This window comes from Gracilimonas sp. (assembly GCF_040218225.1).
Classification (GTDB): Bacteria; Bacteroidota; Rhodothermia; order Balneolales; family Balneolaceae; genus Gracilimonas.
The window spans coordinates 36,868-58,846 of sequence record NZ_JAVJQO010000006.1; the positions used below are offsets into that span (position 1 = coordinate 36,868).

The 21,979-nt window shown below is 42.4% G+C and carries 21 protein-coding genes; 9 read left to right on the forward strand and 12 right to left on the reverse strand.

Features of this window, described 5'->3' with window-relative positions; translation table 11 throughout:
- Positions 1–39 precede the first annotated feature (39 nt).
- A complete protein-coding gene (locus RIB15_RS07375) occupies positions 40–828 on the reverse strand; it encodes a hypothetical protein (RefSeq protein ID WP_350201509.1) in 789 nt (262 codons plus the stop codon).
- On the reverse strand, positions 821–1,384 hold the full coding sequence (locus tag RIB15_RS07380; RefSeq protein WP_350201510.1) for an RNA polymerase sigma factor: 564 nt from the start codon (positions 1,382–1,384) through the stop codon (positions 821–823). Before RIB15_RS07380 ends, RIB15_RS07375 begins: the two co-directional genes overlap by 8 nt.
- Before the next feature lie 259 nt (positions 1,385–1,643).
- Here RIB15_RS07380 and RIB15_RS07385 point away from each other — a divergent pair, with 259 nt between their 5' ends.
- Positions 1,644–3,824 (forward strand): Tex family protein, encoded by a 2,181-nt coding sequence (locus RIB15_RS07385; protein ID WP_350201511.1) that lies wholly within the window; start codon positions 1,644–1,646, stop codon positions 3,822–3,824.
- Positions 3,825–3,928: 104 nt separating this feature from the next.
- On the opposite strand, the gene RIB15_RS07390 is transcribed toward RIB15_RS07385, so the two are convergent.
- Positions 3,929–4,465: an REP-associated tyrosine transposase gene (locus RIB15_RS07390; RefSeq protein WP_350201512.1), complete on the reverse strand. Its 537-nt coding sequence runs from the start codon at positions 4,463–4,465 to the stop codon at positions 3,929–3,931.
- Positions 4,466–4,632: 167 nt separating this feature from the next.
- On the opposite strand from RIB15_RS07390, the gene RIB15_RS07395 reads away from it, so the two are divergent.
- A complete protein-coding gene (locus RIB15_RS07395) occupies positions 4,633–5,811 on the forward strand; it encodes an aspartate aminotransferase family protein (RefSeq protein WP_350201513.1) in 1,179 nt (392 codons plus the stop codon).
- 49 nt (positions 5,812–5,860) lie between these two features.
- On the opposite strand, the gene RIB15_RS07400 is transcribed toward RIB15_RS07395, so the two are convergent.
- The gene (locus tag RIB15_RS07400; RefSeq protein WP_350201514.1) at positions 5,861–6,703 is read right to left on the reverse strand and encodes a carboxypeptidase-like regulatory domain-containing protein; all 843 of its coding nucleotides are present in this window, start codon (positions 6,701–6,703) and stop codon (positions 5,861–5,863) included.
- 56 nt (positions 6,704–6,759) lie between these two features.
- The gene (locus tag RIB15_RS07405) at positions 6,760–7,938 is read right to left on the reverse strand and encodes an anhydro-N-acetylmuramic acid kinase (protein WP_350201515.1); all 1,179 of its coding nucleotides are present in this window, start codon (positions 7,936–7,938) and stop codon (positions 6,760–6,762) included.
- A gap of 38 nt (positions 7,939–7,976) precedes the next feature.
- On the opposite strand from RIB15_RS07405, the gene RIB15_RS07410 reads away from it, so the two are divergent.
- The 3 genes from RIB15_RS07410 to RIB15_RS07420 all read left to right on the forward strand — a co-directional run bounded on the left by RIB15_RS07410 (position 7,977) and on the right by RIB15_RS07420 (position 11,330).
- Positions 7,977–8,222, forward strand: a complete 246-nt coding sequence (locus RIB15_RS07410; protein ID WP_350201516.1) for a hypothetical protein — start codon at positions 7,977–7,979, stop codon at positions 8,220–8,222.
- Positions 8,223–8,336: 114 nt separating this feature from the next.
- Positions 8,337–10,019, forward strand: a complete 1,683-nt coding sequence (thrC, locus tag RIB15_RS07415; RefSeq protein ID WP_350201517.1) for a threonine synthase — start codon at positions 8,337–8,339, stop codon at positions 10,017–10,019.
- A gap of 180 nt (positions 10,020–10,199) precedes the next feature.
- Positions 10,200–11,330: an MBL fold metallo-hydrolase gene (locus RIB15_RS07420; protein ID WP_350201518.1), complete on the forward strand. Its 1,131-nt coding sequence runs from the start codon at positions 10,200–10,202 to the stop codon at positions 11,328–11,330.
- Between the two features lie 69 nt (positions 11,331–11,399).
- Here RIB15_RS07420 and RIB15_RS07425 read toward each other — a convergent pair whose 3' ends face one another.
- From RIB15_RS07425 to lysC, 4 genes are all read right to left on the reverse strand, one after another.
- Positions 11,400–12,146 carry a 2,3,4,5-tetrahydropyridine-2,6-dicarboxylate N-succinyltransferase gene (locus RIB15_RS07425; RefSeq protein ID WP_350201519.1) on the reverse strand — a complete coding sequence of 249 codons (747 nt, stop codon included), beginning with the start codon at positions 12,144–12,146 and terminating at the stop codon, positions 11,400–11,402.
- A 118-nt stretch (positions 12,147–12,264) separates the two neighbouring features.
- Entirely contained in the window at positions 12,265–13,158 is an 894-nt protein-coding gene (dapA, locus tag RIB15_RS07430; RefSeq protein WP_350201520.1) for a 4-hydroxy-tetrahydrodipicolinate synthase, read from the reverse strand.
- A complete protein-coding gene (locus RIB15_RS07435; protein WP_350201521.1) occupies positions 13,158–13,835 on the reverse strand; it encodes a dihydrodipicolinate reductase C-terminal domain-containing protein in 678 nt (225 codons plus the stop codon). Before RIB15_RS07435 ends, dapA begins: the two co-directional genes overlap by 1 nt.
- Positions 13,836–13,846: 11 nt before the next feature.
- A complete protein-coding gene (gene lysC, locus RIB15_RS07440; protein WP_350201522.1) occupies positions 13,847–15,175 on the reverse strand; it encodes a lysine-sensitive aspartokinase 3 in 1,329 nt (442 codons plus the stop codon).
- 184 nt (positions 15,176–15,359) lie between these two features.
- Between lysC and RIB15_RS07445 the strand changes: the two genes are divergently transcribed.
- From RIB15_RS07445 to RIB15_RS07460, 4 genes are all read left to right on the forward strand, one after another.
- Positions 15,360–16,607 (forward strand): DUF819 family protein, encoded by a 1,248-nt coding sequence (locus tag RIB15_RS07445; RefSeq protein ID WP_350201523.1) that lies wholly within the window; start codon positions 15,360–15,362, stop codon positions 16,605–16,607.
- Between the two features lie 256 nt (positions 16,608–16,863).
- Entirely contained in the window at positions 16,864–18,033 is a 1,170-nt protein-coding gene (locus RIB15_RS07450) for a serine hydrolase (protein ID WP_350201524.1), read from the forward strand.
- Entirely contained in the window at positions 18,026–18,508 is a 483-nt protein-coding gene (locus RIB15_RS07455) for a hypothetical protein (protein ID WP_350201525.1), read from the forward strand. The genes RIB15_RS07450 and RIB15_RS07455 overlap by 8 nt, the downstream gene beginning before the upstream one ends.
- Positions 18,508–19,221, forward strand: coding sequence for an SAM-dependent methyltransferase (locus RIB15_RS07460; RefSeq protein ID WP_350201526.1), 714 nt, complete (start codon positions 18,508–18,510; stop codon positions 19,219–19,221). The genes RIB15_RS07455 and RIB15_RS07460 overlap by 1 nt, the downstream gene beginning before the upstream one ends.
- Positions 19,222–19,275: 54 nt before the next feature.
- On the opposite strand, the gene RIB15_RS07465 is transcribed toward RIB15_RS07460, so the two are convergent.
- The 3 genes from RIB15_RS07465 to RIB15_RS07475 form a co-directional block, all read right to left on the reverse strand.
- Positions 19,276–19,659, reverse strand: a complete 384-nt coding sequence (locus RIB15_RS07465; protein WP_350201527.1) for an ankyrin repeat domain-containing protein — start codon at positions 19,657–19,659, stop codon at positions 19,276–19,278.
- Between the two features lie 277 nt (positions 19,660–19,936).
- Entirely contained in the window at positions 19,937–20,995 is a 1,059-nt protein-coding gene (locus RIB15_RS07470; protein ID WP_350201528.1) for a PA0069 family radical SAM protein, read from the reverse strand.
- Between the two features lie 135 nt (positions 20,996–21,130).
- Positions 21,131–21,922 (reverse strand): hypothetical protein, encoded by a 792-nt coding sequence (locus tag RIB15_RS07475; protein ID WP_350201529.1) that lies wholly within the window; start codon positions 21,920–21,922, stop codon positions 21,131–21,133.
- Between the last annotated feature and the right edge of the window lie 57 nt (positions 21,923–21,979).

Below are 21,979 nucleotides of genomic sequence, written 5' to 3' on the forward strand. Positions count from 1 at the left end.
TATACAGTGATTCTCTTCGCAATGACTTTTTCATATCTCTCACATTAATGCAGCAATGCTGCTTTCCAGTTTTTGTTGAACCGTGAAGTCAAGCTCGCGCTCTTCAATTAAACGCCTGAATTCTGGTGCAGAATTTCGCAGCTCTAACTCAAGCATCGCATCTGCAAGCTCCACAATTACAATCGGTGACTCCTGTTTTGCAATGGCTTTAACCAGCCCCTCTCTCACACGCTCGTTATTGCCCCATCGCTTAAGAGCTTCAATGGATTGTACGCGAACATTTATACTTGGATCGTTATTGAGTGTAAACAATAATGCATGGATAGCCTCTGAATCAACAGATGTCATTTCGCTGCTGATGGTCACCGCTTTAAGCCGATCCGCAGCCGATGCCCCTTCCAACATATTTACCATCATCACTTCCCGCATGTCTTGTACCTGCTGGCTAAGTTGTTCGATTTCGGAGTCATTGTTATTTATTTGTGAACCAATGAATCCGCCCACAATCAATAAAATCAGCCCATATGCTAAACGTGGCATAGTTAGTTCAGCAATCATCTGCTGAACCTGATCCTTTAATAACTGAAACCAGGGGTTTTTAACCGATTGCTTTTCTTCTTCCAGCATAGCATAGAAATTCGAGCTCATTTCTTTGCTGGGGGAAGGTGCGGGGATCGACCCCAGGTCTTCATGCAATTTTTCCAACTCCCGAAATTCCATAAAATCAATTTCGCCACTGGCAATTAGCTCTTCCACTTTTGTCTTGCCGGTATCATCAAGATTTCCGGCCAGGTAGTCAGCTATTAATTGTTGATGTTGTTCATTCATGGCTGCATTCCTCATTTAAGGTATTAACCAAATCTTTTAACTCTTTCATGGCCCTAAACATTTTTACTTTAATCGCTCCCTCTGTGGTTTCCAGTATGTCGGCGATTTCTTTGTATTTCAAACCTTCGTAACGGCTCAAAATAATAATCTCTCTTTTGTCCTCGTCAAGTCGGTCGAGTGCAACTTCCAACAGTTCTTTCTTCTCCTGTTTGTTGACAACCACCTTGGTTTCTTCATCATCGAGCTCCAAACGCTCTTCGTCAATCTCTACCGGAATTCCTTCCCGCTGCTGTTTTCGATAATGATCGATATGAGCGTTCCGGGCAATACTAAACATCCAGGTAGTGAACTTACCATCACCGGTATAGGTATCACGGTATTTTAATATGCGTTCAAAAACTGACTGTACCAGGTCTTCACAAAGCTCTGCTTCTTTACACATCCGGTAGAAAAAACTAAAAAGCGGGCGATTATACCGTTCAAACAGCAGACCTAATTTATCAAGGTCTCCGTTCTTCACTTTCATCATCAATGCCTTATCCGAAGTTGAATCCACCGTGTAAATTTCCCGAGCTTTATGTTTCCACCCTTATACACTGATGATAAAGAAAAAGGTTACAGGTTTTTTGGGTTCCGTTAATAGTTATTCGTTGAATCGGTATTGAGATGCGGAAATAATCATCAATAAATCAGTAATTATCCGCAACATCAGGCTCATCCGTGTTCCATAATTCAAAATTTCCTCATTTAAAATTCATAATTCTAAAGGCGAGTTCTTATTTTCAGCTTCCTAATTTTGAAAACGAATATCATCAATGAGCGACACTTCTATTTTTAGTTTTTTAGCAAAGCAACTGAACTTTTCACCCAAGCAAGTCAGCACGGTAGCTAACTTTTTGGATGATGGTGCTACGGTCCCATTCCTGGCCCGTTACCGTAAAGAAGCCACAGACGGACTGGATGAGGAGCAAATCCGTGCCATCCGGGATGGCATTGAAACCCAGCGAACGCTCGAGGCCCGTAAAGAAACCGTTCTTAAATCTATCAAAGAGCAGGATAAACTCACACCGGAGCTGGAAGAGCAAATTAAGGCTTGCACGGATCTCACTACCCTGGAAGATATTTACCTTCCCTACAAACAAAAGCGTAAAACACGGGGCGACAAAGCCAAGGAAAAAGGACTGGAACCATTGGCTCAGCTTATCTGGGATCAGGAAATTGAAAAAGGCGACCCTGCTGAATACGCCAAAGAATACATCAACAAAGAAAAAGAAGTTGAGACGGTTGAAGATGCTTTTGACGGCGCCACAGATATTGTAGCTGAATGGATCAATGAAAGCCTGGAAGTGCGGGAGATGCTTCGAAAGGTATTTGCAGAGCATGCTAATATCGTGACCAAGAAAAACCCGGCCGTTAAAGACCGCACGAACTATGAAGATTATTACGAATTCTCCTATCGCGCCAGCAAAATGAAGCCTTACCAAATTTTGGCTATAAACCGGGGTGAAAAGGAGAATGTACTGTTTGTAAATGTGGAACTTTGGGAAGAACGCACGCTGGAAAACATTGATGATCTGGTCATCAATAACGAGCTGAGTATTTTCACCGAGTACCTGCAGGATGCAGTGGAAGATGCTTACAAACGCCTGCTCTTCCCTTCCCTTGAACGAGAACTAAGAAGTGAGCTTACCGATAAAGCCGACGAACACGCTATTGAAACCTTTGCCACCAACCTTGGCAACCTGCTGATGCAACCCCCGCTCGACAAAAAAGTGGTTATGGGAATCGATCCTGCATTCAGAAGTGGGTGTAAAGTGGCTGTTGTAGATGAACATGGAAAGTACATGGAAGGAACCACCACTTACCCTACTCCTCCACAGAATAAAGTAGCGGAAGCAGAAGCTGTTTTCGAAAAGCTGATTGACAAATACGGAGTAAGCCTGATCGCCATTGGTAATGGTACGGCCAGCCGGGAAACAGAGCAGATTGTGGCCGATTTCCTTCAAAAACGAAAAGAAAAACACCCGGATGAAGAACTGCACTATCTTATTGTGAATGAAGCGGGTGCTTCGGTGTACTCAGCTTCCAAAGTTGCTCGTGAAGAGTTTCCGGAACTGGATGCTGCCCAACGTGGAAATATATCCATCGCCCGAAGAGTGCAAGATCCACTGGCTGAGTTGGTTAAAATCGATCCAAAGTCGATTGGCGTTGGCTTATATCAACATGATGTGAACCAGAATCAGTTAGCTGGCAAGCTGGATGATGTAGTGGAAAGTTGTGTAAACGAAGTTGGGGTGAACCTGAATACAGCTTCAGCACCTTTGCTTTCGCATATCTCTGGTTTGAGTAAGCGGGTTGCCACCAACATCGTGAAACACCGGGAAGAAAAAGGAATTTTTATGGATCGTGAGCAAATTCGGAGTATCGATGGGGTTGGAGATTTCCGCTTCCAACAGGCCGCCGGATTCATGCGTATTCCCGAATCCAAAAATCCACTCGACAACACCGCCATTCACCCCGAAAGTTACGAAGCCGCAGAAAAGCTCTGTAACCTGTTTAATATTGATCTTGAAAATCTTTCAGCTGAAAAAGACAAGATTGCATCTAAATTTAAGAATGTGAATCTCAAAGAAACAGCTGAGCAAATCGGAGTAGGTGTTCCTACCCTTGAACTCATCATCGAAAACCTGCAGAAGCCAGGTCGCGATCCCCGCGAAAGCCTGCAGAAGCCATTACTCAGAACCGACGTGATGAAAATGGAAGACCTGAAAGTGGGAAAAAAACTGGAAGGTACCGTTCGAAACGTTGTAGACTTCGGTGCTTTTGTTGATATCGGAGTAAAACAAGATGGCTTGCTCCATATTTCCAACATGGCTGAGAACAAGAAGATTGAAGAACCACACGATGTGGTTAGCGTGGGCGATATTATCAGTCTTGAAATTATTACCTTGGACCTGGAAAGAGGCCGAATTGGACTTAAGTTGGTTAATGGGTAATCGTTATTTGTGAATTGTACCACAGCGAATGCTCTTGTGCTCGTTCCGAACGTCTCGTTCGGAATGCCTTCGGGAACCTCTGGTTCCCCAAGAGTTAGCAAATGCTACCCAGCGTAAATAGTAACTGGAATTAGCCCTTCCTGCCCCAGATAATTCCTTGCCGATGAATACCGCCAATACTCGGGACGATCCACAAATCCACGTGCTACCGGATTGTTATGTATATACTCCAGTTTCTGAGCTACTATCTCATCACATGTAAGTTGCTTAGGATGAAATCCTTCCTCCCAAACCTGATGTTCAGATCTTAACTTATGTATCAATTTTCTAAATGCGATCTGGCTTAACAGTTTACTGTTACCATTCTCTTTCATAAGATCAATCATCTTTCTTGCCATGAAAGACTTTGTGAGTCTTAATTTCTTAGACAAGTCCCCTCCTTTTACTACAGCATGAAAATGATTTTCCATGATTACATAACCATAAAGCTGTACATTTCGGCTGTTTTGAAGAAATACTAAACTTTCTAATACAACTTGAGCTATTTCAGGTTTTGCGAAAAGTGGCAATCCATCTTTTATTGTACTTGTAATGAAGTATGGGTAGTGTTCTTCAAATATTCTGTATCGACTTCGTCCCATTGTCATCTCTTTTGTTATCATAGTTAGAGGGGCTTCGTTACGATTCCTTACAGAAATAATTTCATAAGCCTATTTCAACATCTCGAACCAGAGGTTCGGGCAGGCGTTTCCAACCAGAGGTTGGGAACGAGGTATCATTGTATCACAACTAATAACGAAACTACAAAATGAACAAAGCGCAGCAGCTCGAAAAGCAATATCACTTTCAGGTGTACAATCGCCTGCCCGTCACCTTATCTCATGGCAAAGGAGCCTTGGTTTGGGATACAAAAGGCAATGAATATCTGGATGCTTTTGGTGGACTCGCCGTAAATAACCTCGGACACTGTCATCCAAAAATTGTTGCAGCTATCAAAGAACAGGCAGAAAAGCTGCTGCACGCCTCCAATTTCTTTTATAACGAACCACAGAGTTTACTGGCTGAAAGACTTGCAAAACTTTCCGGTTTAGACCGGGTTTTCTTTTGTAACAGCGGCGTGGAAGCTATGGAAGCCTGCGTAAAACTAGCCAGAAAATGGGGTAAGAAGAATGGAAAAAGCGGGGATGTAATCACGCTAAGTGAAGGGTTCCACGGCCGTTCGGTAACCACCATCGCAATGGGAATGCCAAGTTATCAGGAAGGGTTTGACCCCATGCCAACCGGGTTTGACCAGGTTCCTTTTAATGATTTCGAAGCCCTGAAAGCCAAAGTCAATGAAGATACCATCGCGATTGGTTTTGAAACTATACAGGGCTCCGGTGGAGTGAATGTAATAGATGGTGAATTCCTTAAAAAAACCCGCCAGCTTTGTGATGATCTAAATATCCTGATGATTATTGACGAAGTGCAGTGTGGCGTAGGCCGGTCCGGTAAATTCTACGCGTATCAACATTTTGATGTAAAACCAGATATCGTTGCTACCGCTAAAGCATTGGCTGGAGGCATACCCATCGGATCTATTATGGCGAAAGAAGAAGTTGCTTCTGCCCTTGGATTCGGTGATCACGGCACCACTTTTGGCGGCAATCCATTTGCCTGTCACGTTGCCAATGCTGCTTTGGATGCTATTGAAGAAGAAGGACTCGTCGATGGAGCTGCAGAAAAAGGGGCTTTCATGATGGAATTACTTAAAGAAAAAGTAGCCGGCCTTACTTCGGTAAAAGACATTCGTGGACTTGGACTGATGTTAGGTGTGGAACTTAACCGGCCAGCCCGACCTGTAGTTGATAAAATGTTTGAACATAATATTCTGGGTAATGCAGCTCATGGAACCGTTGTAAGATTTCTTCCACCTCTGGTCATCACAAAAGAACAAATTGAACGTGTTGTTGATGAGCTGGTTTGGGCTTTGAACCAAACTGACTGATAGAAAGCGGATTACGCCGATATAATGGATTCTTTAATTCAGTTCGTCGTTACTTCTTAACCTGCTGTGCTGTCAGGTAAAACCCGATATTGTATTTTACAAACTGATCCATTTTCAGCAATGGAGCCTGACTGGTTGTTCTGAACCAGGTATTGGGTTTTCTCATCGTACGATCTGCCCTGAAACTGATATCCTGTATCTCACTGTTATTAAGAGAAACGGCCTCAATCCACTCCACCGTCAAAAGTACATTTTCTTCAGTGACAATGTCATAACCTCTTAAATTTACTAAAACAGTGCCGGGTTCTTTTGGTGCTCTGAATAATTCATTTTCCGTAATAAGATTTCGAACAGGTTTATCACCATTCATCTCATACAAATTCACCCGGAAAAGCAGGCTGTCATCACCGGTGTGATTGAAAATAAAATGAGCCGAGTATATCAATGTTTGACGGTCTATTTCTATCAGTCCGCCGATTTCCGTTCCAAGCAGAGTACTTCCAAAACTAATGCTTTGTCTCTTTTTATTGAGATTGTATCCTAATTCTTTAATCCGACCCAATGCTTTTTCTTTTACGGTAATTTCATCGAGATTATAGGTAGCCGGATTAAGAAGAATAACCTCATCCGCTAATATGTCTTTAATAGAAAAGGTATCTGTTTCGTACCCAATAGCTGAGAATGTTACACTATCAATTTCAGCAGTGTAACCTAAACTAAATTTACCTTCAGCATTGCTGACTGTTCCTTTCATCAGGCTTATGATACCTATATTGACATAAGGAACCGCTTTTCCTGTTTCAGCATCCTGAACAATTCCTGTTACTTTTTCTTGTGAGAATGATAGCGTTGAAAGTAAAAGTGGTATGATGAAGGCAAGGAATATTCTCATACATGTTTTCTTTATGGTTTAGTTCTCACTTCTAGACAACTTCTGTTTTGAGGTAGTCAGTCAGGCAGACTTATTTTCCCAAAGTGAATTTTCTCTTTTGTTACTCCGGGAATTTTGAAACCCTCTCCGGCTACCAATTCATTGGCAAAAAAGGCCATCATTGCCGCTTCTTTTGCATCTGCTGAAATTCCCAATTCTTCAAAATCTTTGAATTCTGCATGAGGGTTTCTGTCTTTCAGATCTTGCATTAACGTTAGGTTATGAACACCTCCCCCGCTCACATAACACTCAAACGCTTCTTCACCAATTATTTCATCAAAAGCGCGACTTATGCTCTGTGATGTAACGGCTGTCAATGTGGCCACCAAATCTTCGGGCGACAATTCGATCTGATGTCCTTCCATCAGATTTTCGATAAACTCCAACTGGAAGTCTTCCTGACCGGTGGTCTTCGGAAATGCTTTTCTGAAATACGGTTCAAGCAGTATATATCTCACCAATTCGGAATGAACCGTACCTGATGCCGCAATCTTTCCATCTTCATCAAAAGGCTGACTGAAATGCTTTTGCATGGCCTCGTTAATCAATGTGTTTGCAGGACCGGTATCGCTGGTCAGTACTTCTTTTTTACTCTTATGAGAAGGAAGCCAGGTGAAGTTTGCTATACCCCCCAAGTTTAGAAGAAGTCGGTTTTGTTTCTGATCCCGAAATAAAACTTCATCAAATATACCGGCCAGCGGGGCTCCTTCTCCTCCAACCGCTGTATGCTTCTGACGAAAGTCAGATACCGTAATAATTCCTGTTTTTTGGGCTATGTGATCACCATCAACGATCTGCAAGGTTGCATTGTTCTGATCCTGACTTTGGGCCGGGGCATGATATATGGTTTGACCATGGCTGGCTATTAGATCGACTTCCCCGGACGTAATATTTAAGCTCTTTAGCGCTTCTAAAATAGCTGAGCTATAATGATCGGCAAGTTCAGAATGCAACACTGTTAATTCACGGGCATTAACCTGCTCTTTGGATTGTACAGCAAGAATACGATTTCGTAAACCTTCAGAATATTCTTGTGTTAGGAACCGTAGAACATCAATAGACGTGCCCGTTCCGTCACCGGATACTTTGCATACACAAATATCCAATCCATCAAGGGATGTCCCTGACATCAGGCCGATTATAAGACGTTCTGATTTTTGGGAAATTTCCCACAGTTTTGCCAAATATTTATTCATAGATTTAAGCTGAATTTATAAGCTAGAACCTAAGGAAAATGAGCGAACCTACCGAAGACGAAATTAAAGCTTTTATTGAAGATGTTGAATTTCTGATTCAAACCCTTAAGGACAGTTTTGAGTCTGCCGATGCGCAGTTTTTCATTGATGAGCATAATGATATTCTATACGTGAAATTAGAGGGATTGAATGATTATGACGAACACGAAATTGAAGAAATTGCGGCTCCGGTGTTAAGCGAACTGGATTTGGATTTTGAAGAAATTATTTTGCTCCCATTATAATCAGAGCGCCTAAAAAAGCGCTTTTTTCTTTATTTTTTGATAACTTCGGTTTCGTATTATCTGCGATAATCCCAATAAAACTAACCCATGAAGTCAAGCAATTCCGGATATACCATGAGCTGCATTATGTGTGGCCAGGAAAATGACGAAAGAGAGACAAGTACGTACTGCACTTATTGTGGAGGTGTTCTGGAAATTGAATACAATCAGCCTGAAAAGAATATTCAGTATCCTCTTAAAGAGATTCTTCCCGATCCTTTGAAGAACCATTTTACCTCGCTCAAAAGACTGAACCGGCTTTCAGAAAAATATGGTGCTGAACTATATGCAAAGCTCGAATTTGAACACCCCACCGGGTGTTTTAAAGACCGGGGAAGTTATGTTGAAGTACAAAAAGCACTTGAATTAGGTGCAGATGCAATCTGTCTGGCCTCCACGGGAAATATGGCTGCTTCAGTAGCAGCATATGCTTGCTATTTTAAAATTCCTTGTTTCGTTTTTGTACCCGAAAAGACGCCGGAAGTAAAGCTGGCTCAAGCGACCATTTACGATGCGACTATCATCAAGATTAAGGGAGATTTCATGGCTTGTGAAAAACTGTGCCGTGAGTTTGCCAAATCCGGGAATTATTATCTGGCTGGTGATTATGTATTCCGGCAGGAAGGCCAGAAATCATTCTCTTATGAGCTATACGAGCAAGGTGATACAGATTTCGATTACATTTTTGTACCCATTGGCGCCGGTACTAATTTTGCTGCTATCTATAAAGGATACAAGGAAATGAAAGCTTCAGGGATGATTGACAAAATCCCAAGCTTTGTAGCCGTTCAACCCGAACAAAGTTCGCCGGTTGTTGAAGGTATTTTCAAAAAAGACAAGATCGTCAAAGATCAGGTGAATACCATGGCTGATGCCGTTGCTGTAGCCGATCCACTGGATTTCTACAAGGTATTTCGCGGGATTGAGGAAACTGACGGACTAGCTTTTACCGCTACGGAGAATGAACTGCTCGATTCTATGAAAGAAATGACGGTTGAAGAGGGGTATTTCACCGAACCAGCCTGTGCTATTCCTCTTGCTACCTTCAAAAATAACCTGGAGCAATTCAACGGCAAAAAATGTCTGTTTGTTCTAACCGGAACCGGACTTAAAAGCTCACATATTGTTGCCAAATACTCTCTGTCTTCCCCTGTTCTTCCTCCAAACCTGGAAAGGGTCCAACAGTATATAGAGTCCGGATTTATTGATATGCAAAAGAACAGCTGGGGACAATCCCGTAATACCGGGTTTGAGAATGTCAATATGGACGAAGGACATACCAAGCTATATGATGAGTATGTAAATAACATCAACCGTAAAGGGAAAACGCTTAAGGAAGAAGAAATCAAAGTGCTTCGTTCGCTTGTCTACAACGAAGATGCCGACCTTGTTTACCCGGTCGAAGTGGTAGACTACAAACTTACCATGCGCAAACACGGATTGGTAAGTGCAGCCGTAAAGCTGAAGATTGAAGATCGGGATGAAATCATTTCTTTAGATCAAGGCGTGGGCCCTATTGATGCGATTTTGACAGCTATTAAGGCCGAAACGGATGCATTTCTGCCGCTGGAAGTGATTAATCACGAAGTGGAAATCTTAAGTCCAGATACTGATTCACTCGTCGTCGTAACCTTAACGCTTGGAAAAGAAGGGCATCGATTCACATCCAAAGGTGCCTCCCCTGATACGCTTGAGGCTGTTATTCAAGCATTTGTGAAAGGACTGGCTGTGGCTAATAAAGCACTGGCTGTTGGGTAAAACATGAGTGCTGTATTTTCGGGGCAATTCATGACTTTCGGGTGTTGCAGCGATTAAGCTACAGCAGGTGAAAAATAGTTCTGTCTCAACTTTTATAAATAAAACTCGCTGCTAATTCTTGTATTAGTATATTTGATGCCATCAGAAATAAAGAAGCTGATAATTATCAAATTGAATTCTATGAGCAAGCTTCTATCCATATCTAAAAAAATTATGACTGCATTTATTGGCCTCGGATTGGCGTTGGCTGTGGCTACTTTTCTCTACATGAAGCAGGAAAAGTTTGGCCAGGCACCTTCTGGCGTCCATCTGGATAAAATCACTTATTCCCCAAACTTTGTTGATGGAGAATTCCGGAATCTCAACTTCACTCCAGATTTAACGGAGGGTTATTCAATGATGGGGATCATTTATGAACAGTTTTTCAAAACACATCCACGAACGGAACCAGAACAGCCTATTCCATCACAGAAGACAAGCTTGCTGAATTTAGCTCAAGATGAAAATGTGCTCATCTGGTTTGGGCATTCTTCTTATTTCATTCAACTGGATGGAAAAAAGATTTTGGTTGATCCTGTTTTCAGCGGTAATGCCTCTCCCATTCCCGGTACCGTAAAGGCTTTTAAAGGAACCGATGCTTATTCTGTTGATGATATTCCGGAAATCGATTATCTATTTATCAGTCATGACCATTACGATCACCTGGACTACACCACAATAAAAGCACTCAAAGAGAAGGTGAAGATGGTTATTTGCGGGCTTGGTGTTGGTGCCCATTTTGAACGGTGGGGCTATTCATCACAACAAATTTTAGAACAAGATTGGTATGATAAGCTTGAGCCAGACTCTGGTTTCGTAATACGAACGTTGCCAGCCCGACATTTTTCCGGGCGGGGATTCACCCGAAAAAATACACTTTGGGCTTCTTATCTATTTCAGTCTCCTTCCCAGAAAATCTACTTTGGTGGTGACAGCGGCTACGATCCTTTCTTTGCTGAAATTGGAGAAAAGTATGGACCCATCGACTTAGCGATCCTTGATAATGGCCAATATAATGTGGCATGGCGAGAGCTCCATTTATTCCCGGAGGAAGTCATGCAGGCTACAAAAGACTTAAAAGCCAAACGACTATTTCCGGTGCACTCGTCAAAATTTGTACTTGCAATGCACCCATGGGATGAGCCACTTAATGAGCTGGACAGGCTAAATGAGAATCAGGCTATTCCACTGGTTACACCTGTCATTGGAGAAAAGGTATTGCTGGGAGATTCAACCCAAGCTTTCAGCAAATGGTGGAAGAATTTAGACTAAAACTTTGTTAATCATGTATTCGTTGAACCGGTTTTAATACGATCCAACGAATAATGATTTTCTGAATTCTTATCTGAGTGCTTCTTCAAGCTCTAGTGATGCGTTACTTCCTGAATCACGGTATTTCACGATAATCGGGCACGCCATACTGAGTCCGTTTTCTTTCGCCCAGTCGTTGTTTACAGGACGGGTTCCGGGAATCACAACGGCATTTTCAGGGATGGCTGAGCCACGTTCCAGAACTTTCTCATTCACGGTATCATAAACAGGAACTGCTTTGGAAAGGGTTACGCCCGGAGCAATTACCGCTCCCTTCTTAACCAAAATCCCTTCTACAATAACAGAACCTGCTCCGATAAAGCAATCGTCTTCTATGATCACCGGATTCATTCCTACCGGTTCTAAAACTCCCCCGATTTGAACTCCCGCTGAAAGGTGAACATTTTTACCAATCTGTGCACAAGAACCCACCAGTGCATGACTGTCTACCATGGAGCCTTCGTCAACATAAGCCCCAACGTTAACGTAGGCCGGAGGCATGATAATCACACCGGAAGAAACATAAGCTCCGCGCCGGACTGATGAACCACCGGGTACCAATCGTACTCCATCTTCAGGACCAAAGAACCGGGGAGGCAGGTTGTGTTTGTCTACAAATCCTTCATAGATACCTTCGTATGAGGTGTTTTCGCCATCTTTGAAAGAAGCCAATATAGCCTCTTTAACTTCTACATTAGCCTCCCAACCATTCTCGGTTTTATTGGCTGCGCGTACGGTTCCTTCTTCTAATTGATCTAAAATTTCTTCGTAACTCATTCTGTGTTTTTGTTTTTGAATTCATTAATTGTGTCACCCTGATCCTGATTTGTAGAGTAAAGAATCTAAATTAGTCAAACACTTGAAGATTCTTCGCTTCCGCTCTGAATGACTTGAACTATCTATTACTTTGTTCAGCAAGCCACGCTGCAATTTCTTCGTCTGCTTTCATCAGGTTTTCTTCCACTTCCTCTGATATATCCCCAAGAGATAGTGGTAACCTAACGGTATCATTATCAATCCAGTTCTTTTTGCTAAGCAGAACTTTAACGGGAACCGGATTGGGTGCTTTAAACAATCGATCGGTGGCAGTTTTCCATAAAGGAAATAAATCATCTGTTTGCCCTTTTATGCAAAGCTCCACATATTTGTGGGTCGCTTTTGGCCATACATTGGCTGCAACGGAAACCAGTCCAACTCCACCTTCTTTGCTGAAAGCCGGAGTCATTCCATCATCACCACTGTAGAACTTAACATCAGGGGCTTCACGACGAAAAGCTTTAAACTCTTCTACGCTTCCACTGGCTTCTTTCACTCCCATCAGGTTATCAAATTCTCTACTGAGCCGAGCCGGAACACTTGGGTGCATTTTTACCCCCGTTCGGGATGGCACATTATACAACATGCAGGGTATATCGGTTTCAGCCATCAGCTCACTGAACCATTCAAACTGTCCTTCTGCACCGGGCTTTGCGTAAAGAGGGGTTACCAATAGTAAAGCGTCCGGCTTCACTTCGTTGCAGAAATGAATAAAGTCAACCTGGGCTGGCAAGTTAAAGCCACCTACTCCAACCATCAAAGGAACGTCCAGATTCAAATCTTTGGCAAACTCAGCGACTTCCCTTTTTTCTTCTTCATTCAGATTCAGTCCTTCGCCGGTACTTCCCAAAACCAACACTCCATTTCCGGCCTCTTCCTGCTTTCTGAGAATGTTTTCAAAACTGCTGTAGTCTACGCTCCCATCTGTATTCATTGGGGTTACAATGGCTGTCCAAAGGGGAAATTTTTCCATTATTGTTGTTCCTCAATTACTTGATCAAATAACTGCCCAAAGGTACGAATTCCAGCTTCCATCTTCGAATTGTTTACCAGTTGCCTGGCGGCCCAAATCGCTCCCTCTGCAAATAAAGCACGATCCAGAGCTTTGTGTCTTAAAGTAATTTCTTCGGTATCGGTCTTTAGTGTCAGCTCATGAATTCCCTTTACATCACCTTCTCGGGCTGAGGTCACTTCCGCCTCTTTACCCAACCATTCTTTCCATGAAAGGGCCGTTCCGCTTGGGGCGTCTTTTTTGTGAATGTGATGAACTTCATGAATATGAAATTCCGGGTCTTTCAAAATGTTAGAACCAGCTGAGATAGCCTCGATGCTTTTCCGGATGATATTCATACCCAGGCTAAAGTTGGAAGCCATAATCCATTTGGTATTTTTTGATTTCACACGATCTTCCAAATCATCCGGCCAGGCATATCCGGTACTACCCCAGGCAGCCGGAATCCCTGACTCAATAACCGCATCAATTACATCCGGTACGGCATCACCAGGTACAAAAATAATGACGGCGTCAGCTTGTTTAAGTTTTTCTACGGTAGGCGGATTATGTGCATCAAATGCTTCCGAGAGTTCTTCTCCGAGTAGCTCAACTACTTTTCCACCTGTCTTTCCAGTTCCTATAACCGCGATCTTCATAAATCTGATTCTTATTCAGTGATAAATTTATTGTGCAACATGCGAACAATGTCTTCAGCTTGTTTTTGATCAACCAGAAAACACAAGTTATTCGGGCTTGCGCCATGACAAATCAAGCGAACATTGTAATCCTCAAGTGCTGTAAATAAAGGGCCTCCAATACCTGACGTTTTCTGAAGGTCATTACCAATAAGCGCAATTAAAGCGAGACCTTTTTCAACGATTACTTCAGCAAACCGCCCGAGCTCTTCCAAAATATTATCATCCAACTCTACTTTATTAGCTGCATTTACGGCTGTATCCAGAGTGAGTGCTACACTAACCTCACTGGTACTTACCAGGTCAACAGAAATTTTATGCTCAGCCAATACTTTAAACAAATGCGCCAGAAAACCATGCTGGTGAAGCATTTCAAGACTATTCAAGGTCAGCAATGTTTGATCTCTTCTCAGGGAAATTGCCCGAATTGGGGGCTTTTTATCCGCATCTTTTACGATATACGTTCCCGGGTTTTCAGGATCAGAACTCGAAGCTACCCGAACATTCACACCACCCCTGATCGCTGGCTTAAGCGTTGCCGGATGGAGCACCTTGCCGCCAAAAACTGAAAGCTCGGCTGCTTCATCAAAAGTAATTTCGTTAATCGGAAAGGCTCCCGGTACAATTCTTGGATCGGTTGTAAACACCCCAGCTACATCTGTCCAGATTTCCAGGGTATCTGCTCCGACTGTTTCAGCAAATAATGATGCAGAAAAATCACTACCACCCCGGCCCAGCGTCGTTGTATTTCCAAATACATCCGAACCGATAAAACCCTGAGTCAGATAGGTCTTCCCTTTCTGAATATGCTTTGCAGCTTTCTTCTTTATGGATGCTAAAATGGGTTCTGCATTTCCAAACGTGGAATCCGTTTTCATCACATTCCGGGCATCCAGCCACTCGGCATCCACACCGTTTTGCCTCAGGACTTCTACAAATACCCTGGTAGACATCAGCTCTCCAAAGGCATACAACGCATCTTTCCAGCGCTTATCACGGCCTACAAAATCAAGATGTTCCCGTAGTTTTGAAAACTCAGTATAAAAGGCATCACGAAGCTTTTCTTGCTCTTTACAATGTTCAATAATTTCAAGATGGCGCTTTTCGATGTTGCCAAGCAGTTCTTCCCGTTGGGTAGAATCCAGCTGATTAGCTGAAAGAGCTACCAGATCGTTGGTAGTACCTGAAGTAGCACTGATTACAATAAGCTGACGGTCAGGATCGGCCGCCACAATACGGGCACTGCGCTGCATGGCTTCAAACGTGCCCACGCTGGTGCCTCCGAATTTGGATACAATCATTAATTAAAAAAGTTTGTTTGATGAATGAGCGAATTCTGAAAATAAAGACTCTTACACTCAATCCCTTATAGAAAAGCGCTGTTTACCTATTTTTTACGGTTTTTAAGAGATGAATGAGTACATGCCTCATTCCCAAGAATTTTGTATCCTCACTCGACATTAAATTCAGAACAAATTTTACTTCATGGATTCAGCACTAATCACCAGCGACGCGGTTACATTTGGACTTTTGATGGCTATACTTGCCGGAATTTTTGTCACCTCCCACAGTGAAAATCCTAAATGGCAGAAATTCTACAAGTTTGTTCCTTCGTTGCTCTTGTGCTATTTCATCCCCTCGCTGCTTACTACTTTTGGAGTGGTTTCTGAAGCCGACTCCAATCTCTATTATGTAGCTTCCCGGTATCTGCTGCCGGCAAGTTTGGTATTGCTTACCCTGAGCATTGATCTCAAGGGAATTATGAACCTGGGACCTAAAGCTATTATTATGTTTTTGGCAGGAACCGGGAGTATAATGATTGGTGGTCCTCTCGCCTTATTGATTGTAGGAACCATCAGTCCGGAGATTGTTGGCGGAACCGGACCGGAAGCCGTTTGGCGTGGACTCGCGACTGTAGCCGGAAGCTGGATCGGTGGTGGTGCTAACCAAACGGCCATGCTGGAAGTATTTGAACCCAGCACCGATTTATTCGGTGCTATGGTTACCGTGGATATTATCGTGGCCAACATCTGGATGGCTTTTCTGCTATACGGTGCCGGTATTTCCGAACAGGTGGACAAATGGTTCAAAGCAGATGCCTCTGCTATTGATGAGCTCAAACACAATATTGCCGAATATCAGGCAAACATCGCTCGGGTTCCTACTTTAGTCGATTTCACCAAAATAATAGCTGTCGCATTTGTGATCGTGGCCCTTGGTCACCTTGCCGGTGATTCCATTGGTCCATGGATTGATGAAAATGCACCCGCTCTTGCAGATTTAAGTCTGAACTCGTCCTTTTTCTGGATTGTAGTCGTAGCTACTACTGGCGGACTGATTTTGTCGTTCACTAAAGTTCGTGATTTGGAAGGAGCAGGAGCTTCGAAACTGGGAAGTCTTTTTCTGTACATCCTGGTGATGACCATTGGAATGAAGATGAATATTGCCTCTATGCTCGATGCACCCGGTTTTTTCGTAATTGGTGCGGTCTGGATTCTGATCCATGTGGCCGTATTGTTAACTGTGGGTAAGCTCATCAAAGCCCCTTTCTTCTTTGTAGCGGTAGGCAGTCAGGCCAACGTAGGAGGTGCTGCATCTGCTCCCATCGTGGCCTCAGCTTTCCACTCAGCCCTTGCTCCGGTGGGCGTATTACTTGCCGTACTGGGATATGCCTTAGGTACTTATGGAGCTTATTTATGTGCTATTATGATGCAGGCGATTTCAGGAATGTAGATCCAAAGATTAATACCATTCTTTTAACCCCATAAAGGCCACAAAGACACAAGGGCGCAGATTCACTAAGTTTTTGTGCACATTAACTTTGTGGCACTTAGTGTCTTACAGCCTTGGTGGCAATCTGTATTCAAAGTTTTACCGTCGAATACCCCGATTCTCAGAAATCCTTAATTCCTTTCAAAATTTGAGATATGCTCTGCTCTTCTTCGTATCTTTGAAGCCTAATTTTAACCCTGATTAAATATCCTGTTTCTTGAAGAGAGCACTTAAGTTCCTGTTCACCTTTCTGGCCGCGGCAGCCTTTGTTTTTGCTATGGTCATTGGGCTCAATTATTCCGGCTTTGAAACCCTTTTTGAAAATGAAGCCGGCATGGCTGAAGGTAGCCAGTATATCGAAAACACTTATTCTTTAGCCGGACTGGCTGAATTTATCGGCGAACACCCCGAATGGGTTTCTATCACTTCCTATAATGTAAACCAACCAGATTCCGGCATCTTTTATCAGGAAAACGTGCCCCGTGCATTGGGAGCAACAGCCAATTTATTCCTGCTCATAGAATATGAAAGACAGATTGCCGAAGGACTCCTTAATCCAACAGAATCGATTAGTCTGACTGAGATTAAAAAATTTGCATTACCTGAAATCAGTGAAAACAATCATAATAAACTGATTGAAGAGTTTGAAGATGGTTCTGCTCCTCTCGATGATGTGGTTCTGGCTATGCTTCAGAACAGTGATTTGGTTTCGGCTGATTACCTGTGGTTTCGGCTGGGAGAAGAAAATATACGTGCATTAATTGATACGCTGGGAATGTCCGAAACATCACTACCTCTTCCCTTCAGTGGAATGTACACGCGTATCAATCCTTCTTTGAACGATACATCTGTTTTAAATAAACTAAGCTACTCTGATTTTGCGGAGCAATCCATTGCTGAAGCAAGAAAATTGAAGGACGATGCCGATTACAATCAAAAAGTAAAAGATCAGTTTTATGATGACCGGTTGTCTATTACATTCATGCAGGAAAGAGATGCTCTGGCTTATTTCCCTCAGGCTACCACTAACCAACTCACTCAATTAATGACGCTGCTTTTGGATAACGAAATCATAAATTCTGAGGTTTCCGAGGCCGTAAAAAATAAACTTCGCTGGCCAATGGGCTCTGAACCCATTACCCGGAGCTTTAAAGACTATGGAGCTATTTATGATAACCGGATGGGACTTTTAGGAGGTATCGATTTCGGAACTTCCATCTATGATGGACATACTTCTGTTCAGGCTGTTTTCTTTGATCAGCTTCCGGTTGGATTCTGGGTGCATATGAGCGCCAATCATATGCAGGAAGACTATCAGCAGCGACTCATTTGGGATCCTGCCCTGTACGAAACCACACAAAATGAAATTGCCGGCGACAATGAATAACTACCGACTTTTATATCTCTATTGGGTTATACCTGCCTACCTTTTGTTTCTGGTTGTTCAGCAGGGCCTGGTTCATCAAAGTGCAATTGATACCTATGAGAATGGAACTACCTATCTTGCTGAAGTGACGGATTTTGATATCAAACAAATTGCGGCTCAAAGCAATGGTTATATTGATATCCGCTTTGAAGTTGAAGGAGAAGTTATTGAGCGCCGGTTATCCTTATCCGTTCAAATGGCACAGGAGCTGATGGAAAGTTCTAATATTCCTATACGCTATCAGAAAGGAGCTTTCCAGGAAATTGTACTTTATCCCACTTTTAATATTCAGAAAAGCACATCCCTTTTTAACATGAGTGTGGCCTTTGTAGGTTTGGTCGTGACTGTAATTTCCGGTTTTTTTGTACATCGTTATGTACGAAGAAAAGTCACAAATGAAAACGACGAGAAATTTGAAATTGAACGGGTAGATTAATGGAAACCGGTACACTTTATCTTATCCCAACAACACTAGGCAAAACTCCGGATAACAATACCATTCCAGAGTATACTCTCAATGTTTTAAGAAAACTAGATGTATTGATGGTGGAAAACCTGAAGAGCGCTACGTCTTTTTTGCAGTGGGTTGGTGATACCGTTCCTGAGTACGAGATCGATTTTTATCCGTTGAATAAAAACACGCCCGAGCAGGAAATTCATTCCTTCCTGAAACCCATGCTAAATGGTCGTAATGCCGGAATTCTCTCCGAGGCTGGCGCTCCAGGTGTAGCCGATCCGGGAGCCCGATTAGTAAAGTTAGCTCATCAATACCAAATTAGAGTCGTTCCTCTTGTAGGACCTTCCTCTATTTTGCTCGCGCTGATGGCTTCGGGTTTTAACGGGCAGGAATTCTCTTTTCATGGTTATCTGCCAATGGATCAGAACAAGAGAAAGTCTATGATTACCCAATTGGAGGGAGAATCCAGACGCCACGACCGGACTCAGATTTTCATGGAGGCTCCTTACCGGAATAATGAACTATTTGGAGATATCATTTCAACCTGTTCCCCGGCCACCCGGCTGTGTACTGCAACCGATATCACCCTTCCTTCCGAAGAAATAATTTCGAAACATATTTCTGAATGGGAATCTATGAAAAAGCCTGATCTGCATAAACGACCTACCATCTTTATTCTCTATGCAAAATAAAAAAGCCCCGTCAATTGATGAGGCTTTTCACTTACTAAAGTAGATAGCTTTAATTTAATGTGCACCAGCAGCATTCAATAATTCTACCACACCATCGTGGTGATGCGTTATTGCCTGATCTTTTGCAGACCAACCACGATCGTCATGCACGTCTACGTCGCCGCTGTTTTCTATCAATAATTGTACAATATCATAATGCCCGTTCGTCGAAGCCCAATACAACGCTGAGGTTCCCCTGTTGTCACGGTGATCTATAGCTGCACCCTTTTTAATCAAAAGCTCAACTATTTTTTTATGCCCATGTTTGGCAGCCTTCAATAGAGCTGTTCTTTCATGGCTATCTTTCGTGTTTACATCTATACCATCTTGAAGCAGACTATTGATGGTTTCAAAATCGCCGCTTTCTGCGGCATCCAGAAATGATATTTCGTCATTCATAACGTATCCTCCTCTAATGAGAGATTTAGATTGGCTCCTGAATTGTAATTTTCAGGTGGTCAAATGTCAAATTAGAAATACAACGCTAATTTAAAGATTGGATGAATTGCGATAGTTAGAAAAGAAAAACCCGATATCAGTTTTTGAGAGCTACTATGTTTAAAAAGCTACTAATAAAAATCGGCTCTGTACAGATATCGGGCTAAAGCTACATTACTTAAGACGAGTATAAATCTGAATAGTTTCTACATTGATGTTAAATAATTGTAAATGAAGTTTAGAATAATCTAAGCTGTGTACCTGTGCTTTTCACAAAATGGTCTGTAGTCAGATATCGTTTCTTCTCATTGAGCCCCAAACGTTTAGCCTGAACTTTAAAAAGATCTGAAATCTGTTTTGAGAAATTTCCTTTTCCCTTCATGCGCTCATTCCACTCATAGCTGTTTAACTTCCCGTCACGGATATCTAAAATTTTGCGCAGTACTTTCTTTTTTCTTTCCGGATAATGCTGCTCCAACCATTCTTTGAACATATCTTTAACTTTATAGGGCAACCTCACAATGGTATATCCTGCAAATGATGCCCCGGCCGCTGAAGCTTTTTCTAAGATCCTGGCACATTCATGATCCGTTAATCCGGGGATGATGGGTGCTACATTTACTCCAACAGGTATGCCGGCATCAGCCAGCTGGCGGATAGCATCTAACCGGCGATTAGGACGGGATGTCCGAGGTTCCATCACTCCGGTCAGGTCTTTATCCAGGGTTGTAACCGATATTGTTACGCTAACACAGTTATAATCATTCAACTCACAGAGGAGATCAATATCCCGCGTTATCAGGTGATTCTTTGTTATCAACCCAACTGGATTTCTGAATTCAGCCAACACTTCCAGGCAACCTCTCGTTAACTCCAGCTTTCTCTCAAGCGGTTGATATACATCCGTAACACCACTCATAGCAATTACCTGTGGTTTCCATTTTGGAGAACTCAGCTCCTTCTTAAGCAGTTCAGGCGCATTGTATTTGACGACAATCTTGGATTCAAAATCCAAACCTGAAGAATACCCCAAATATTCATGATATGGCCGGGCATAACAATAAATACAGCCATGCTCGCATCCCCGATAGGGATTTATACTTGCGTTAAAACCAATATCTTCGCTCTTGTTGTAGGTTATTACTGTTTTGGTATCGTCCCTGATTAATTGGGTTTTTTGGGATGGTTTCTCCCCTGTCTCTTCATCCAAATCGTAATCAATATAATTTCCTTCAAAACGGTTAACGGGATTATCTGATGCGCCTCTCCCTCTTAGTGGATTTTGCTTGCCTGCCATAAATGCCTCCTGAATTATTTGTACATATATCACACATATAATATATGATTTCAGAAGTTCTTTTAAAACAAAAAGCCCCATCTGATTTCAGATAGGGCTTCAAATAGTGCACCAGGTATTAAGCGATGTAATTAATTATTCAGTGCAGGTGGTGTTATTCAGATTTTCGTCCCAGCAGGATTTTGCACCATTATTGTAATTAGGTGATATAATAAATCCGGTAATTGTTTCAGTGTTATAGCTGATCGTTGTTGTCTCATCCTCAGATACATCTGTAAAAACGACTGTCTTTACAGTTCCATCAAATTCGTAGCTAATGGTATCACCTAGATTATTATTTCGATCACTTTCAACCTCAAGCATTACTGAAGCTGAATTTTCAGATCGTTGCCAGGTAACTACAGAAACTTCCTGTCCGGATCCCAGGTCAAAATAAGTCCAGGTACCACTTGTAGCATCAAAGTCGGATGTTCCTGTGAAAAAGAGTTGGTTATCAAGACCGAGTCCGGAACTTGTAACATAAAAATTCCAGATTACTTCATCAGTAGACTCGGCGTTAGCTGTCAGCCTAACACCAAAATTCTGGCCATTGGCAGCGGTATCAAAACTCCACTCCCATTCTGAGTTATTTACAACTTCGGCAGTTTCATCTTGAGCGGCTGTAATCAATACTTTTGGAATAGCCAGGTTTACTTCTAGAATTGCTTTAGCTACACCTGCTGCAACCAAAGCAGTATTGAAATTTGATTCCGCTAATTTAGCAACTGTTTTATTTGATGCTGTTTGCATCTCGGATATATCTACAGACGTAGATTCAACCGGTGGTATTTCTGGTGGGTTTTTATCACTGCTTGTGGTATTGCAGGAAAATAGAAACAGGGAAACGGTAAGCAATAAACAGGTAAAAGATGTTATTCGGTATTTCATAATCATAGATTCTTTAGTGTTCATTGCCTTAAACCAGCTTCCAAAACTGATGTTCCC

Excerpts from the sequence above, each read along its gene's own strand:
- RIB15_RS07375 (WP_350201509.1), bottom strand. The coding sequence starts at position 828 with ATGAATGAACAACATCAACAATTAATAGCTGACTACCTGGCCGGAAAT.
- RIB15_RS07385 (WP_350201511.1), top strand. The coding sequence starts at position 1,644 with ATGAGCGACACTTCTATTTTTAGTTTTTTAGCAAAGCAACTGAACTTT.
- RIB15_RS07390 (WP_350201512.1), bottom strand. The coding sequence starts at position 4,465 with ATGGGACGAAGTCGATACAGAATATTTGAAGAACACTACCCATACTTC.
- RIB15_RS07395 (WP_350201513.1), top strand. The coding sequence starts at position 4,633 with ATGAACAAAGCGCAGCAGCTCGAAAAGCAATATCACTTTCAGGTGTAC.
- RIB15_RS07400 (WP_350201514.1), bottom strand. The coding sequence starts at position 6,703 with ATGAGAATATTCCTTGCCTTCATCATACCACTTTTACTTTCAACGCTA.
- RIB15_RS07405 (WP_350201515.1), bottom strand. The coding sequence starts at position 7,938 with ATGAATAAATATTTGGCAAAACTGTGGGAAATTTCCCAAAAATCAGAA.
- RIB15_RS07410 (WP_350201516.1), top strand. The coding sequence starts at position 7,977 with ATGAGCGAACCTACCGAAGACGAAATTAAAGCTTTTATTGAAGATGTT.
- thrC (WP_350201517.1), top strand. The coding sequence starts at position 8,337 with ATGAGCTGCATTATGTGTGGCCAGGAAAATGACGAAAGAGAGACAAGT.
- RIB15_RS07420 (WP_350201518.1), top strand. The coding sequence starts at position 10,200 with ATGAGCAAGCTTCTATCCATATCTAAAAAAATTATGACTGCATTTATT.
- RIB15_RS07425 (WP_350201519.1), bottom strand. The coding sequence starts at position 12,146 with ATGAGTTACGAAGAAATTTTAGATCAATTAGAAGAAGGAACCGTACGC.
- dapA (WP_350201520.1), bottom strand. The coding sequence starts at position 13,158 with ATGGAAAAATTTCCCCTTTGGACAGCCATTGTAACCCCAATGAATACA.
- RIB15_RS07435 (WP_350201521.1), bottom strand. The coding sequence starts at position 13,835 with ATGAAGATCGCGGTTATAGGAACTGGAAAGACAGGTGGAAAAGTAGTT.
- lysC (WP_350201522.1), bottom strand. The coding sequence starts at position 15,175 with ATGATTGTATCCAAATTCGGAGGCACCAGCGTGGGCACGTTTGAAGCC.
- RIB15_RS07445 (WP_350201523.1), top strand. The coding sequence starts at position 15,360 with ATGGATTCAGCACTAATCACCAGCGACGCGGTTACATTTGGACTTTTG.
- RIB15_RS07455 (WP_350201525.1), top strand. The coding sequence starts at position 18,026 with ATGAATAACTACCGACTTTTATATCTCTATTGGGTTATACCTGCCTAC.
- RIB15_RS07460 (WP_350201526.1), top strand. The coding sequence starts at position 18,508 with ATGGAAACCGGTACACTTTATCTTATCCCAACAACACTAGGCAAAACT.
- RIB15_RS07465 (WP_350201527.1), bottom strand. The coding sequence starts at position 19,659 with ATGAATGACGAAATATCATTTCTGGATGCCGCAGAAAGCGGCGATTTT.
- RIB15_RS07470 (WP_350201528.1), bottom strand. The coding sequence starts at position 20,995 with ATGGCAGGCAAGCAAAATCCACTAAGAGGGAGAGGCGCATCAGATAAT.
- RIB15_RS07475 (WP_350201529.1), bottom strand. The coding sequence starts at position 21,922 with ATGAAATACCGAATAACATCTTTTACCTGTTTATTGCTTACCGTTTCC.